Below are 15,203 nucleotides of genomic sequence, written 5' to 3'. Positions count from 1 at the left end.
CCAGGCCGCAAGGCTCGCCCCATGCGCTTCTTTTCGGACAATGCCGCCGCCGTCTGCCCGCCCGTGCTCCAGGCACTGGTCGACGCCAACACGCTCGACACCGCCTATGACGGCGATGGCTGGTCGAAGCGTCTGGACGGCGCGTTCTCGGACCTGTTCGGCACCCCGGCCCGCGCGCTGTGGGTGCCCACCGGCACCGCGGCGAACTGTCTGGCGCTGACCGCGCTCTGCCCGCCGCATGGCGGCATCGTCTGCCACCGCGACGCGCACATTAATTGCGACGAGGGCGGCGCGCCCGAATTCTACACCCACGGCGCCAAGCTGCTCACCGCCACCGGACCGGGCGCCAAGCTGACGCCCGAGGCGATCCATGCGGTGGTGGACCCGATCCGCGACGACGTGCACCAGGTGCAGCCGCACGCGATCTCGATCACCAACGCCACCGAATATGGCCTGGTCTATACGCCCGACGAAGTGGCGGCGATCGGCGACCTCGCCAAGGCCCGCAATCTCGGCCTGCACATGGACGGCGCGCGCTTCGCCAACGCCGTGGCGCATCTCGGCTGCCATCCGGGCGACGTCACCTGGCGCGCCGGAGTCGACGCGCTCAGCTTCGGCTTCGTCAAGAATGGCGGCATGAGCGCCGAGGCGCTGGTCTTCTTCCGGCCCGAGCTGGCCGACGTGACGCTGTACCGCCGCAAGCGCGCCGGGCTGCTGTTCTCGAAGGGGCGCTATCTCGCCGCACAGCTGCTGGCGATGCTCGCGGATGACGTCTGGCTCGCCAATGCCCGCGCCGCCAATACCGGGGCGCGGCTGCTGGCCGAGGCGGCGGGCGACCGGCTGGTCCATCCGGTGCAGGCCAATGAGGTGTTCCTGAAGGCGAACCCGGCGGAAGCCGCCGGTCTCCGCGCGATTGGCTTCGACTTTTACGACTGGGCCGAGGGCGAAGTGCGTCTCGTCACCAGCTGGGACCAGGCAGAAGACGCGATCCAGCCGCTGGCGCACGCGATCGCGGTGTTGTGAGTAGCCTCCCCATCTCCTCCAATTCTCGTCATTCCCGCGAAGGCGGGAATCCATTGCCCGGGACGGCTTGGTTCTTTTCCCGACCGCACAGGCGAATGGATCCCCGCCTTTGCGGGGATGACGGTTGGGGTGGGGCGGCCGTGCGGCAGCGCGAAGGCGCGCTGTGATCGGCGCCGATACCCCTCGCTCGGCCCGGCTGACCGTCCTCATCCCGTTCCTGCTGGTGACGCTGATCTGGGGCTCGACCTGGCTGGTCATCAAGGACCAGCTGGCGGTGGTGCCGCCGAGCTGGTCGGTGAGCTATCGCTTCCTCGTTGCCGGGGTGACCACGCTGCTCTGGGCGGCGGCGCGGCGCGACCGGCTGTGGCTCGACGCGCGCGGCTTCGCCTTCGCCGCGTGTCTGGGGCTTGCCCAGTTCGTGCTCAATTTCAACTTCGTCTACCGGGCCGAGGCACATGTCACCTCCGGCGTGGTCGCGGTGGTCTATGCGCTGCTGCTGGTGCCGAACGCGGTGCTTGCGCGGATCTTCCTCGGCCAGAAGATGGGGCGGCAGCTGCTGATCGGTTCGGCGGTGGCGATGGCGGGCGTGGCGCTGCTGTTCCTCCACGAGGCGCGGCTGAACCCCGTCGGCCCGCACGAAGCGCTGCTGGGCATCGGCATCGCGCTGGCGGGCGTGCTCTCCGCCTCCGTTGCCAACGTGATGCAGGCGACCCGCACCGCCAAGGCCTATCCGATGGCGACGACGCTCGGCTGGGCGATGCTGATCGGCGCGGGCCTGGATGCAGGCTTCGCGCTCGCCACGGTCGGCCCGCCGATGATCGAGACGCGCCCCGCCTATCTGCTCGGCATCCTCTATCTGGGCGTGATCGGCTCCTCGATCACCTTCACCATCTATTTCCAGCTGATCCGCACCATCGGCCCGGCCAAGGCAGCCTATACCAGCGTGCTGATCCCGGTGATCGCGATGCTGCTCTCGACGCTGTTCGAGGGTTATCGCTGGTCTTTGCTGGCGGTGGGCGGCGGCGTGCTGGTGCTGGCGGGGCTGGTGCTGGCCTTGAGGGCGCGCAGGCCCAACCGGTAATCGGCATGGCGCGGCCGCCAGCCGAGCAGCCGCTTCGCCTTGCCGTTCGCCACCCGCCGGTTCTCGGCATAGAAGGCGCGCGAGGCGGCGCTGAGTTCCACCTCGTCCGGGGTCACCGCCGGGCCGGGATCGATCCCCAGCAGCGCGGCGGCATAGCCGAGCACCTCGGCCTGCGGCGCGGGGAGGTCGTCGGACAGATTATACGCGCCCGGCGGCCCATCGAACGCCGCAAGCACCCCGGCGACGAGATCATCGACATGCACGCGGCTGAACACCTGTCCGGGGAAATAGACCCGGGCCGCTCCCGCCGCCATCCGCTCCAGCGCCGAACGCTCGGGGCCGTAGATGCCCGGCAGGCGGAAGACATGCGCGTTGGGCAGCGCCCCCCAGCCGCGGTCCGCATCGACCCGTCCGCCGCGCCGCCCCCGCAGCGGCGCGCTCTCGTCGACCCAGCCGCCGCCGGTGTCGCCATAGACGCCCGTGGAGGAAAGGTAGCCGAGCCACTTGCCGCTCGCTGCCAGATCCGCGCCATAGGCGGCGAGCACCGGATCGGCCTCGCCGGGCGGGATGCTGGAGAGGATGTGCGTGGCCGCCGCAATTTCCGCGCGGGTGCGTGGCTGGTCGGCAAAGGTTGCACGGGTGACGGTGGCGACCGTACCGCCCCCTGCCTCCACGGCCGCCATCAGCCGCGAGGCAGTATAGCCGGGGCCGAAGACCAGCAGCCGCATATCAGCGATGACCCGCACCCTTCCCACCGCCCGCGGCGGCGGGCCCCTTCCCTCTCCCATTGGGAGAGGGAGAGAGCGGCGAAGCCGCGAAAGGGTGCGGGTGATTGGAAGTCACTGCGCGCCCCCGAACAGCGTCCCGAAAAAGTCGCCCTTGTTCCAGCTCGGTTGCGCATCGCCGTTCGCCAGCGCCTGCACGGTGGCTAGGCCGACATGCTTGTACTTCACCGCCGCGTTCCAGTCGAACGGCAGGTCGATCTGGTCGGACGGCTTGTGATAGTGTTCGTCGAGAAACTTGCGCGCCACGACCCCGCCGGTGCCGCCGGGGCCGGTTTCGATCGAGACGGCCGGGATGCCTGCCTGCACGAAACTGTAATGGTCGGATCGAACGAAGAACATCTCCTCCGGCTCGGGATCGGGCACCACGCCCAGACCCTCGGCCTTCGCGGCCGCTGCAACCACCGGGCCGATGCTCGACCGCTCGCCGCCCAGCACGACGAGATCGACCAGCGGATAGGTGAGGATCGGCATGTCGAAATTGACGTCGGCCACGATCGTTCCCTTGGGAACCGTGGGGTAATGCGCGAAATAGTCGGAGCCGATCAGCCCCTTCTCCTCGGCGGTGAGCGCGACGAACAGTAGCGAACGGCGCGGGCGCTTGCCGCTTTCCCGGATCGCCTTGGCGATCTCCAGCAGCATCGACACGCCGATCGCATTGTCCATCGCGCCGTTGTAGATCGTGTCACCCTTCACCGGCTCGCCGACGCCGACATGATCGAGATGGGCGGACAGCACCACCGTCTGCGCCTGGAGCGCCGGGTCGCTGCCCTCGATCCTGCCGATCACGTTGCGGCTGTCGCGCGTCGACAGCCGGGTCTTGCTGGCGGTCGCAAGCGTGCCGGTGAGCGCGCCGGTCGGCATCCGTCCGCCCTTGGTCTGGGCAGCCAGCACGTCCGACCAGCGGATCTTGGCGCCCTCGAACAGTTTGGTCGCGCCGGCAAGGCTTACCATCCCCACCACCGGCGCCTGGGGCGACGGCGCATTGGCGACACCATCGGGCCCGGCCCAGCCGGTTCGGGGATAGGCATAGAATTGGGCGTAGACTTCGAGGCCGAATTGCTTCGCACGCTCGACCGTCTCGAGGACCAGCACCGCCTTGGCGCCCCGTGCCGCCGCGAGCCGCGCCTTCTGCCCGTCATCGCCGAAATGCGCGTTGACTTCGTTGGGCAATCCCGCCGGCGTGCCGTCGAGCACCGCGACGATCTTGCCGCGCACGTCGATGCCCTTGTAATCGTCCTGCCCGCCCTGCGGGTAGACGATGCCATAGCCCGCGAACACCACCTCGGCCTCGGCCTTGAAATCGGGGGCCGAGGGTATGGGCTCGTTGACGAAATCCTTGCCGAAGACGAACGGCACGTCCTTGCCGCCGCGCTTCAGCGTCCATGCGGCTTTCCCGGCGGGGCGATAGGTGACGAGCTTCACCGGCTGGAACCAGCCGCCGTTCGCGCCCGGCTGGAGCCCGATCGCCAGCATGCGCGCCGCGACATATTCGGCCGCGACGTCGAAGTCGCGCGTTCCTGCCTCGCGGCCGCGCAGCGCGTCCGAGGCGAGGAACTGGACATGCGCCTTGATCGCCGCCTGCTCGGGAGTGAGCGGGGCCGCCTGCTGCGCCAGCGCGGGGCCGGCGAGCAGGAGCAGGGCGAACAGCGGCCGAAACGTCATCGGTGCTTACTTCGCGCCCGGACCGTCATAGGTGACGCCGAAGAAATCGCCCTTGTTCCACATCGGCTTCGCGTCGCCATTGGCGATCGCGTTGGCGATGCGGAAGTTCACGTCGACGAAGCGCACGCCCGATTGCCAGTTGATCGCCGGCTGCTGGTCGATCTCGTCCGAGGGCTGGTGATAATGATTCTTCATGAAATGATCGATCGCCGCGCGGCCCGGACCGCCGGCACCCGGCCACAGGAAGACCGAGGGCACGCCCTTGCGCACGAAGTTGTAATGGTCCGAACGCACGAAGATATTCTCGCCGGGCAGCGGATCGTCGGACATCTTCACGCCGATCTCGGCCGCCGCCTTGGCGACGATCGGGCCGAGCGTCGAATGGTTTGCGCCGTAGACCACGATATCCTCGAACGGATAGGTGATGATCGGCATGTCGAGGTTCACGTCGGCGACGATCGTACCTTTCACCGTCGGGTTGTGGGCGAAATAGTCGGAGCCGACCAGCCCCTTCTCCTCGGCCGTCACCGCCAGGAACAGGATCGAGCGGCGGGGCTTGGTGCCCGCCGTCTTGAAGCGCTTGGCCTCCTCGATCAGCGAGGCGGTGCCGATCGCATCGTCGAGCGCGCCGTTGTTGATCGTGTCGCCCTTTGCGTCCGGGCGGCCCACACCGATATGATCGAGGTGCGCGGAGAGGACGACCACTTCGCCCGCCAGCCGGGGATCGCTGCCCTCGATCATGCCGGCGACGTTGAAGCTCGGCATCGGCGTCAGCGCGGTCTTGATCGCGATGGTGATCGTGCCCGGCAACGGCATCGCCTTGAAAGTGGCGCCGTCCACCGCTGCGGCCTTGGCGATCGCCGACCAGGGCGTCTTGGCCCCTGCGAAGAGCTTTTCGGCGCCTGCCATGCTCAGCATGCCGAGGCCCGGCGTGCCGGGTGCGGCGATGTGGCCGGCGCCGTCGGCAGTGCCCCAGGTGACGCGCGGCCGATTGGCATAGGCGGCGTACATCGCGAACGGGCGGCTCTTGGCGCTCAGCGGCGATTCCAGCGTGATATAGCCGATCGCGCCGTGCTTCTTCGCGATCTCCGCCTTGGCGGCCGGATTCTGGAAATGCGCGCCTTCCTCACCCGGGAAGCTCGCCGGTGCGCCTCCGAAAAAGGCGACGATCTTCCCCTTCACGTCGACGCCCTTATAGTCGTCGCGGCCCAGCCCGACGATGCCATAGCCGACGAACACCACCGGCGCGGTGACGCTGTATTCGGGCTTTTCCGGGTTCGCACCGGCGATGAAGTCCTTGCCCGCTTCCAGCACGACCGGCGACGCCTTTCCACGGCCGATCGACATCGCGCCGCTGCCGTCCAGCTTGTAGCTGATCAGCGGCACCTTCTGCAGATAGCCGCCGTCATCGCCCGCCGGCTTGAGGCCCGCGGCGTAGAATTGCGACGCGACATAATTGGCCGCGATCTCGAACTCCGGCGATCCCGCCTCGCGGCCCTTCAGCGCGTCCGACGCGAGGAACATCACATGCGCCTTCAGCGCGGCCTGGTCGGCGGGCAGCGGCGCGGTGATGACGGCATTCCGCTCGGCGGCGGTCTGGGCAAAAGCGGGCGACGCCGCGCAAAGGATAAGGGCAATCGGCGCAGTCGATCGAAGCATCGGGCATCCCTGAAATTCGCAACAATATTTCAAGCGTAGCAGTGCGTGTGCCTCCGTCAATCGGTCGAACCGCCGGTCGCGGCATTTGCCTTCCGAAACGATGCCCCGGCCGCGCCCGCCGCGCGTTGTCCGACAGGGAAATCGCAAGAATAGCAGTAGCAGGCGCGGCCGCTTGTCCTATATCCCAGCGGTATGAGTGACGCCCGTATCGCCGCCGCAGTTCCCCAGGCCATTCGCCGCGAGGACTATCGTCAACCCGACTGGCTGGTGCCGGACATCGCGCTGGACTTCGATCTCGACCCCGCCGCCACGCGGGTGAAGGCGGCGCTCCACGTCACCCGCAACGGCGCGCACGATCGCCCGCTGGTGCTGAACGGCGACGGGCTGGAAGCCGTGTCGGTCAAGGTCGATGGCGCAGCGGCGCAGGGCTGGCGGATGGACGGGCAGGATCTGGTGATCCCGCTCCCTGGCGACGCCCACATGATCGAGACCGAAGTGGTGATCGCGCCCGAGCGCAACACCCAGCTCCAGGGGCTCTACGCTTCGTCGGGTATGCTCTGCACCCAGTGCGAGGCCGAGGGCTTCCGCCGCATCACCTTCTTCCCCGATCGGCCCGACGTCCTCTCGAAATACAAGGTCCGCATGACCGCGGACAAGGTGCGCTTCCCGGTGCTGCTCGCCAATGGCGACCCGATCGCGCAAGGGCCCGCCGAGGGCGGCCGCCACTGGGCGGAGTGGCACGATCCCTTCCCCAAGCCGAGCTACCTGTTCGCGCTGGTCGCGGGCGATCTCGTCGCCAATACCGGCAGCTTCACGACGATGTCGGGCCGCGAGGTGCAGCTGGGCATCTATGTCCGCGCACCCGACCTGCCCAAGACCGACCACGCGCTCCACGCGCTGAAGCTCAGCATGAAGTGGGACGAGGAGGTCTATGGCCGCGAATATGATCTCGACGTGTTCAACATCGTCGCGGTGGACGATTTCAACTTCGGCGCGATGGAGAACAAGGGGCTGAACGTCTTCAACAGCCGCTACATCCTTGCCGACCCCGATACCGCCACCGACTGGGACTATGACGCGATCGCAGCGGTGGTCGCGCACGAATATTTCCACAACTGGTCGGGCAACCGCATCACCTGCCGCGACTGGTTCCAGCTGAGCCTGAAGGAAGGCTTCACCGTTTTCCGCGATCAGGGCTTCTCGGCGGATCAGGGCTCTGCGGCGGTCAAGCGGATCGAGGATGTGCGATCCTTGCGCGCCAGCCAGTTCCCCGAGGATGCCGGCCCGCTCGCCCACCCGGTACGCCCGGACGAATATATCGAGATCTCGAACTTCTACACGGCGACCATCTACAACAAGGGCGCCGAGCTGATCCGGATGATGGCGACCATCCTCGGGCCCCAGAAATTCCGTGCCGCGACAGACCTCTATTTCGATCGCTTCGACGGGACGGCGGCGACGTGCGAGGACTTCGTGGCGAGCATGGAGGAGGCCGGCGGGATCGACCTGACGCAGTTCCGCCGCTGGTACAGCCAGGCGGGCACGCCGCGCGTCTCCGCCAATCTCGTGCAGGACGGCGCCACCACCCGCCTGGCGCTTGCCCAGACCGTGCCGCCGACGCCCGGCCAGCCGGTGAAGGAACCGATGGTGCTCCCCCTCAAGATCCGCCTGTTCGGCGAGAAGAGCGGTGCGCCGCTGATCGACGAACAGCTGGTGCTGCTCGACAAGCCCGAGCAGGAGCTGCGCTTCGACAATCTGCCCGAGCGTGCGGTGCTGTCGATCAATCGCGGCTTCTCCGCGCCGGTGATCGTCGACGCCAATCGCAGCGCGGCGGATCTCGCCTTCCTCTCGGCGCATGACGACGATCCCTTCGCGCGCTACGAGGCGATGCAGCAGCTGATGCTCGATACGCTGGTCGGCGCGGTGACCACCGGCAAAGGTGAGCATGGCGCGCTGATCGACGCGGTGCGCAACACGCTGACCGATCCGTCGCTCGACCGCGCCTTCATCGCCGAGGCGGTGCTGCTCCCTTCGGACAGCTTCATCGGCGACCAGATGGCGATCGTCGATCCCGAGGCGATCTTCCGCGCGCGGGAAGCATTGCGCGCCGATCTCGGCAACCTGCTCGAGGCCGAATGGCGCGCGGCCTATGAAGGCGCACGAGCCAATCGCTTCGAATATTCGCCGGCCGCCAAGGGTGCGCGCCGCCTGAAGAACGTGGCGCTCGGCTATATCGCCGCGAGCGGCGCGGCCGATGCGGCAGAGCTGGCCTTTGCCCAGTTCGACGCGGCCGACAACATGACCGATCGCCAGGGCGGCCTCGCCACCCTGGTCAACGGCACCTCGCCGCTGCGCGAGAAGGCGATTCACGCCTTCTACCAGCGCTATGCCGGCAACGCGCTGGTGCTGGACAAGTGGTTCCAGACCCAGGCGCTGTCCTCGCGCGAAGACACGTTAGCGGCGGTCGAGATGCTCGCCCGGCACCCTGACTTCACGCTGGCCAATCCCAACCGGGCGCGGGCGCTGGTCGGCGCGTTCAGCATCAACCAGCGGGCGTTCCACGATCCTTCGGGCCGCGGCTATCGCTTCGTCGCGGACCAGCTGATCGCGCTCGACAAGCTCAACCCGCAGACCGCCGCCAAGCTGGTGCCGCCGCTAGGCCGCTGGAAGCGCTTCGACGCGGCCCGCGCCGCGCTGATGCGCGGCGAGCTGGAGCGGATCGTCGCCAGCCCGGGCCTCAGCAAGGACATGTTCGAGCAGGCCACCAAGTCGCTCGACTGATGCTCCGGCTGCTCACCGCCACGGTCCGCGATTCCGCCCGGGTGCGGACCGTCGCGACCGTGGCGGCGCGATTCGGGCTGGGCGTGCTGCTGGAGACGCTCGGCTTTGCGGGGGAAGCCGACGCCACCGATCCCGAGACCGGTGCGCTGCCGCTGCCCCGCCGCACCCGGCTGGCGCTGGAGGCACTGGGGCCGACCTATGTGAAGATCGGCCAGATTCTCGCCACCCGCGGCGACCTGTTGCCGCCCGAATGGATCGCCGAGCTGGAGCTGCTTCAGAGCGCCGCCCCCACTCTACCCTTCGAACAGATACGCGGCGAAGTGGAAGCAGCCCTCGGCATGCCGCCGGAAGAGGCCTTCGCCTGGTTCGATCCGACGCCGCTGGCTGCCGCCTCGATGGCGCAGGTGCATCGCGCGCGGCTGACGGATGGGCGCGAGGTGGTGCTGAAGGTGCGACGCCCCGGCATCCGCGCGGCGATGGAGGCGGACCTCCGGCTGATCGGCGAACTGGCCGCGCTGGTCGCGAAGAGCAGCGCCGAGGCGCGGCGGTTCGAGCCCGTCGCGCTCGCCCGCCAGCTGCGTCAGGCGCTGCTGGAAGAGCTCGACTTCACCAATGAAGGCCGCAACGCCGATTTGCTGCGGGCCGACATGGCGGACACGCCGAACGTCGTGGTGCCCGAGATCCACTGGCAGTGGACGTCCGAGACGCTGCTGATGATGGATTTCATCGCCGGGGTGAAGCCGGTGTCGGGCGAGGCGTTGCGCGCCGCCGGGATTAACCCGGAAGCGATCGCCGAACTGGGTGCCGACACGGTGATCGCGATGGTGCTGGTCAACGGCCGCTTCCATGCCGATCCGCATCCCGGCAATCTGCTCTGCCTGCCCGGCGACCGGCTGGCGCTGCTCGATCTCGGCTCGATCGGCCATGTCGGCCCGAAGCGCCGCGACGAGTTCATCGCCTTCGTGCTCGCGCTCACCGGCGGCAACGCCCGGTCGCTTGCCGACACGCTGGCGCTGTGGAGCGAAGGGCATGACGTGCCCCGCCGCACGATCGATCGCGCGGCCGACGCGATTGTCCAGCGACATGGCGGCGGCAAGCTGGTGCTATCCGCAATGATGCTCGATTTCCTGCGGCTGCTCCACGAGGAAGGGCTGGTGCTGCCGCCCGACCTGCTGCTGGTGTTCAAGGCGATGGTGACGATGGACGGCGTGCTCGATCGCATCGCGCCAGGGTTCGACCTGTCGGGGGCGATCCAGCGGGCGCAGGTGGCGCTGCTGGCGAACCGCTTCGGGCCGGCGCGGATGGCGGCGAGCTCGGCGGCGCTGGCGCTGGCCTTGGTGGAACTGGGCGAGGATGCGCCGCGGCTGCTGCGCGCGGCGGCGGCACGGCTGGAGGCGCCGATCGCGGATACCGGCACCGCAGACGCGATCGCCAAGGCCGGAGGGTGGATCGCCATGGCACTGCTTGCCGGCGCGGGGCTAGTCGCGACCGCACTCTGGCTCGGCTGAGCCGCCCTCACTCTTCCGGCGCTTCGCGCCTCCCTCCCTCTCCCAAAGGGAGAGGGAATTAGCGCCCTCTCCCTTTGGGAGAGGGAGGGGGCCCACCGCCAAAGGCGGTGGGGAGGGTGAGGGTGACACGCATCACCCCATCACGTTCCGGCCGCGCTGCACCGTCGCGCTATGCCCGATGCTCGCCTTGAGGCTGCGTTCGGTGATCGTATCCACGAACACCCAATCGTTGCGCGCCTGGTCCGGGGTGAGGGTCAGCGCCATGTACCCGCGGCGGCTGGTGTCGCACCATTTCAGCTCGGGATTGGCCTTCACCATCCCGGCGGCAACAACCTTCGGATCGAGCTTCAGCGCGCTCTCGAAGCCCGGTGAGGTCACAGCGTGCCCGGCGAACTCGACGCCCGCCGCCTTGCCGTCCTGGGCGAGGTCGAACGTCCAGGCATTGTGGCTGTCGCCGCACACCACCAGCAGATTGGCGCCCATGGCCTGCGAGGACTTCAGGAACCGCGCACGCGCCGCCGGATAGCCGCCCCAGCTGTCATAGCCGAGCGGCAGGCCCAGCCTGCCCGCCAGCACGCCGGCCTGGACATAGGCCTTGGCGCGCGGATCCGCGTCCGGCGCCAGCCAGCTCATCGCCTCGGCGGGCGTCGTCAGGTTGCCCAGGATCGTGCCGAAGCCGACGACCTGCCAGCGCTGCCCCGCCTGCACCGAGCGGCGCATCGCATGGTCGAGCCACACTTCCTGCTCGCTGCCGAGCATGGTTGCCGCCGGGTCGTGCCACGGGCCGTCGCGGAAGGCGGTGAGCGCCTTTACCGGGTCGGCGGCCTTGAACAGCGGCGCGACATCGGGCTGCTCGCTGCGCGCCAGCAGCCGGCTTTCGGTGCGGAAGAACGTCGCCAGCGTGCCGATCTCGTAGCTGCCCCAGGGGGTCTCGGAGACTGGCATCCACTCGCGGAACACCTGCATCGCCGCCGCCTTGCGGGCGCTCCAATCGCCTTCATCGGCCTGATGATTTTCGGCACCGCCTTCCCAGCTGTCGTTGGCGCTCTCGTGATCGTCCCACTGGACCAGCATCGGCTTTGCGGCATGCAGCGCCTGCAGATCGGGGTCCGCGCGGTAGCTGGCATAGCGCAGGCGGTAATCGGCGAGGTGGATCATCTCGCCGGCCGGCTCGGGCAAGCGTCCGCCGATCGGGCCGCCGGCGGGGGCATAGCCACCCTGCTTGTACTCGTAGAGATAGTCGCCGAGATGCACCCACAGGTCGATATCGTCGCGCGCCGCGGCGTGGCCATAGGCGTTGAAATAGCCGAACGGCAGGTTCGAGCAGGAGAAGATCGCGATCCCGAAGCGGCGCGCGTCGCCCAGCGGCAGCGTCTTGGTGCGCCCCACCGGCGAGAAGCTGCCGTCCGGCGCCACGAAGCGGTAGAAATAGCGCGTGTCGGGCGAAAGGCCCGCCAGCGTCACCTTGGCGGTATGGTCGCGCCACGGACCGGTGATCTGCTCGCCTTCGGCGATGATGCGGGTGAAGTCGGCGCTGGTGGCGATCTGCGCGCGCAGCTTCACCGCGCCGCGATCGGCGGGAACGTAGCGCGTCCACAGCAGCATCGTGTCCGCACCGGGCTCGCCGCTCGCCACCGAATGGGTGAAGCCGCGGGCGGCCGCCTGGGCGAGCGCGACGCCAGGCAGCGCAAGCGCACCCAGCCCAAGCGTTCCGGTGAGCAGCAGCGCGCGGCGGTCGATACGGCAATTCATCTGGTCGCGTCCCTTTTTCGGTCCGCCGCTACCTGCCCCGCATTGGTGTCGTGTTCGTGACAGCCGGCCGAAGCTGGGCTAGGCAAAGAGCCGAATCGGCGTTTGGGGCGTTGGCAAATGGGGGAACGCACCTGCCGGACGGGATACCCGCCGGCCGCAGAGAGACGAAGGCGTACGTGAAGCTATCTCGAACTGCGCCGGGCACGGCCCGGCCGCACCGTTGCGACCGCGCGGCACCACAGGGCATTGAACGAGGCACGGCGCGCTGATGGCGACGCGCATCGCACCGATCGCGATCGACGCGCCGACGGCAGGGATCGGCGCGACCGCCGCCGCGCTGCCGCGCTGGCTGGTTCTGGTCGCCACCGCCATCGCGGTCCGCGCCGTCACCTTCGGCAATCCGCTGGTGGCAGTGGACGAGCAATTCTACTGGGTCACCGCCCAGCGCATGCTGCACGGCGCGCTGCCCTTCGTCGATATCTGGGACCGCAAGCCCATCGGCCTGTTCCTGCTGTACCTGCCGGCCGCCGCGCTGGGGATGCCCTGGGGAATCCTCGCCTATCAGCTGATGGCGCTGGCCTGTGTGGTGCTGACCGCGGGCATGATCGCCCGGATCGCCGATCGCGTCGGCTGGAGCGCCGGCGCGCTTCCCGCCGCGCTGCTCTACATCCTCATGCTGAACGTGGTGGACGGCCAGGGCGGGCAGGCGCCGATCTTCTACAACCTGCTCACGATCGGGGCCGTCGCGCTGCTGCTGCCGCGCGCGGAAGACCGCGACAGCGACCCCGTCCGCATCGGCCGCAACCTGCTGGCGATGCTGCTGGTCGGCATGGCCCTGCAGGTAAAATACACGGTGCTGTTCGAGGGTCTGTTCCTCGGCCTGTGGCTGCTCCGCCGGGAGGCGGTCCTGGGCGCCGGGTTGCAGCACGTCGCGCGACGAGGGCTGGGCTATGCCGGTATGGCGATGCTCCCCACGTTGCTGGCTGCGGCCGTCTATGCCTGGCTGGGCCATTTCGACGCCTGGGCCTATGCCAATTTCGGTTCGATTCTCGATCGGCGCGGCGATCCGTTCATCGATCTGGTCGGCGCCTTTTTTGAAGTGATGGTGCCGCTGGCGCCGCTGCTGGTGCTGAGCGGCCTCGGCTGGGCGCGGATGCGGCGGGAACGCGCGGTCACGCCCGGCGCCCACCTGCTGCTCGGCTGGCTGATCGCCGCGATGGTCGGGCTGCTCGTCTTCGGTTCCTGGTATCCGCATTACGCGCTGCCGGCACTGGTGCCCGCCAGCCTGTGCTGCGCCGCGACCTTCGCGCACGACCGCCGCGCCCGCCGCGTGGCGGCACCCGCGCTCCTGGCGGTGGCGCTGGTCGCGGGAACGCTCTGCGTGGTCGTGGCGCAATCCAAGCGCGGCAACGCGGCGCAACTGGCGGCGATCGCAGACGGAATCGGCCATGGCAGCGGCTGCCTGTACGTGCATTCGGGCAACTCGATGCTCTACGGCGCGACGGAGCGCTGTTCGCTCAGCCCCTGGTTGTTCCCCGACCACCTCTCGCGCGAACGCGAGGATGGCGCGCTGGGCATAGACCAGATCGCCGAGGTCGACCGAATCTTCGCGCAGCGGCCCGCGGTGGTGGTGATGCGCACGCCGTTCCGCGGCGAGCGACCGGCGGTGCGGGCGCGGGTCCAGCACTATCTGCACCGGCTGGGCTATGACGTGCGCGGCACCTATCTGATCGGCACCGTGCCGACCACCGTCTACGCCGCGCCGGCGATCTCGGCGGCGGTCCCGCCCCGGCGGGCGGCGAGCAGACCGGCATAATAGTCCATCAGCGCGGCGGCGTGATCGGCGTCGCTGCGCACCTTCGCGGCGCCGACCCGCGCCGCATGCCGCAGGATCGTCTGGTCGCGCGCGAACAGCCGGCGGATGGCGGCGGCGGCGGACAGCGTGTTGCGGGCGGCATAGGTCTCCGCGAACAGCGGATCGGCGATCTCGGCGAAACCGCCCTCGTCGGGCCCGATCAGCGGCAGCCCGGACGCCAGCGCTTCCCACGCCACCAGCCCGAACGGCTCCGCATCCGATCCGTGGATCAGGCCATCGCAGCTCGCCATGATGCGCGACAGCCGCAGCCGGTCATAGACCGGGCGGAAGATGCGGATGTGCGGGCTGCCGGCGATCAGTCCCTCCAATTGGTGCCGCTGCGGCCCGTCGCCGAGCAGCATCAGCCCCACCGGCAGGTCGTTCGCCGCGGCCTCCACCGCCTCGATGACGAGGGGCCAGCGCTTCTCCTTGTGATGGCGGCCCAGGCCGAGCAGCAGATGCCCCTCGGGCGGCAGCCCCAGCCGGGCGAGCAGCGACACCCGCAGTTTCTCGTCGCGCAGGTCCGGCGAGAACCAGCCGCGATCGATTCCCAGCGGCACCGAGGCATCTACCTTGAGCCCGCGCCGCTCGAAACGCTTGGCCAGCGCCGGGCCGTTGGTGACGAACGCATCATAATGGCTGAGAAACCGCGCCATGTAGCGCGTGTACCAGCCGAACGCCTGCTCCACCTGCAGCGGCGTCGCCACGCTGTCCAGCCAGCGCTGCGGATAGGTGCCGACCAGATCGCCATGGGCGAAATAGACCTTCAGCGCATCGCCCTGCCAGCGTCCCACCGTCCAGGCCGGCAGCCAGGGCGAGCTGTTCTCGACGATGTCGGGCTTCAGCCGGTCGAGCGCGGTCCAGACCGGCTCGTCCTTCACGAAGATGCGATAGTTGCGATCGAGCAGCAGCGGCGGCGCCTTGATCCAGTGGATCGCCCCGCCGCCGGGCCGCTCCTCTACCGAGGTCTCGGCCCCGGGCGCGACGACGATCAGCTCATGCCCCAGATCGGCCATCAGGCCCATCTTGCGGTCCAGATAGGTGCGCACCCCGCCACCGGTGGGCGAGTAGAATTCGTTGACGTCGACGATGCGCAT

At 68.8% G+C, this 15,203-nt stretch carries 10 protein-coding genes; 5 read left to right on the top strand and 5 right to left on the bottom strand.

All coding sequences use genetic code 11. The features are described from left to right. Positions 1 to 21 precede the first annotated feature (21 nt). Entirely contained in the window at positions 22 to 1,023 is a 1,002-nt protein-coding gene (locus S2M10_RS01285; protein WP_168844484.1) for a beta-eliminating lyase-related protein, read from the top strand. A gap of 163 nt (positions 1,024 to 1,186) precedes the next feature. Beyond that, positions 1,187 to 2,104, top strand: a complete 918-nt coding sequence (locus tag S2M10_RS01280; RefSeq protein WP_168844483.1) for an EamA family transporter — start codon at positions 1,187 to 1,189, stop codon at positions 2,102 to 2,104. Here S2M10_RS01280 and S2M10_RS01275 read toward each other — a convergent pair. From S2M10_RS01275 to S2M10_RS01265, 3 genes are all read right to left on the bottom strand, one after another. Further along, positions 2,014 to 2,832 carry an NAD(P)-dependent oxidoreductase gene (locus S2M10_RS01275; RefSeq protein ID WP_168844520.1) on the bottom strand — a complete coding sequence of 273 codons (819 nt, stop codon included), beginning with the start codon at positions 2,830 to 2,832 and terminating at the stop codon, positions 2,014 to 2,016. The genes S2M10_RS01280 and S2M10_RS01275 overlap by 91 nt on opposite strands. 111 nt (positions 2,833 to 2,943) lie before the next feature. Beyond that, on the bottom strand, positions 2,944 to 4,551 hold the full coding sequence (locus S2M10_RS01270; protein ID WP_168844482.1) for a M28 family peptidase: 1,608 nt from the start codon (positions 4,549 to 4,551) through the stop codon (positions 2,944 to 2,946). 6 nt (positions 4,552 to 4,557) lie between these two features. Continuing rightward, positions 4,558 to 6,210: a M28 family metallopeptidase gene (locus S2M10_RS01265; protein ID WP_168844481.1), complete on the bottom strand. Its 1,653-nt coding sequence runs from the start codon at positions 6,208 to 6,210 to the stop codon at positions 4,558 to 4,560. 192 nt (positions 6,211 to 6,402) lie between these two features. On the opposite strand from S2M10_RS01265, the gene pepN reads away from it, so the two are divergent. After that, positions 6,403 to 8,991, top strand: a complete 2,589-nt coding sequence (gene pepN, locus S2M10_RS01260) for an aminopeptidase N (RefSeq protein ID WP_168844480.1) — start codon at positions 6,403 to 6,405, stop codon at positions 8,989 to 8,991. Continuing rightward, a complete protein-coding gene (locus S2M10_RS01255; RefSeq protein ID WP_168844479.1) occupies positions 8,991 to 10,499 on the top strand; it encodes an AarF/UbiB family protein in 1,509 nt (502 codons plus the stop codon). The genes pepN and S2M10_RS01255 overlap by 1 nt, the downstream gene beginning before the upstream one ends. Before the next feature lie 132 nt (positions 10,500 to 10,631). On the opposite strand, the gene S2M10_RS01250 is transcribed toward S2M10_RS01255, so the two are convergent. Then, positions 10,632 to 12,251, bottom strand: coding sequence for an alkaline phosphatase D family protein (locus tag S2M10_RS01250; RefSeq protein WP_168844478.1), 1,620 nt, complete (start codon positions 12,249 to 12,251; stop codon positions 10,632 to 10,634). Between the two features lie 268 nt (positions 12,252 to 12,519). On the opposite strand from S2M10_RS01250, the gene S2M10_RS01245 reads away from it, so the two are divergent. Further along, a complete protein-coding gene (locus tag S2M10_RS01245) occupies positions 12,520 to 14,067 on the top strand; it encodes a hypothetical protein (RefSeq protein WP_168844477.1) in 1,548 nt (515 codons plus the stop codon). Here S2M10_RS01245 and S2M10_RS01240 read toward each other — a convergent pair. Then, positions 14,004 to 15,203: a glycosyltransferase gene (locus S2M10_RS01240; RefSeq protein ID WP_168844476.1), complete on the bottom strand. Its 1,200-nt coding sequence runs from the start codon at positions 15,201 to 15,203 to the stop codon at positions 14,004 to 14,006. The two genes, S2M10_RS01245 and S2M10_RS01240, sit on opposite strands and share 64 nt — an antisense overlap.

It is taken from the genome of Sphingomonas sp. S2M10 (genome assembly GCF_012650175.1).
Classification (GTDB): domain Bacteria; phylum Pseudomonadota; class Alphaproteobacteria; order Sphingomonadales; family Sphingomonadaceae; genus Sphingomonas.
This window is presented reverse-complemented; position numbering and strand designations above follow the sequence as displayed.

Coding starts and splice junctions, on each gene's coding strand:
- S2M10_RS01285 (WP_168844484.1), top strand. CDS start 22: ATGCGCTTCTTTTCGGACAATGCCGCCGCCGTCTGCCCGCCCGTGCTC.
- S2M10_RS01275 (WP_168844520.1), bottom strand. CDS start 2,832: ATGCGGCTGCTGGTCTTCGGCCCCGGCTATACTGCCTCGCGGCTGATG.
- S2M10_RS01270 (WP_168844482.1), bottom strand. CDS start 4,551: ATGACGTTTCGGCCGCTGTTCGCCCTGCTCCTGCTCGCCGGCCCCGCG.
- S2M10_RS01265 (WP_168844481.1), bottom strand. CDS start 6,210: ATGCTTCGATCGACTGCGCCGATTGCCCTTATCCTTTGCGCGGCGTCG.
- pepN (WP_168844480.1), top strand. CDS start 6,403: ATGAGTGACGCCCGTATCGCCGCCGCAGTTCCCCAGGCCATTCGCCGC.
- S2M10_RS01255 (WP_168844479.1), top strand. CDS start 8,991: ATGCTCCGGCTGCTCACCGCCACGGTCCGCGATTCCGCCCGGGTGCGG.
- S2M10_RS01250 (WP_168844478.1), bottom strand. CDS start 12,251: ATGAATTGCCGTATCGACCGCCGCGCGCTGCTGCTCACCGGAACGCTT.
- S2M10_RS01245 (WP_168844477.1), top strand. CDS start 12,520: ATGGCGACGCGCATCGCACCGATCGCGATCGACGCGCCGACGGCAGGG.
- S2M10_RS01240 (WP_168844476.1), bottom strand. CDS start 15,203: ATGCGCATCGTCGACGTCAACGAATTCTACTCGCCCACCGGTGGCGGG.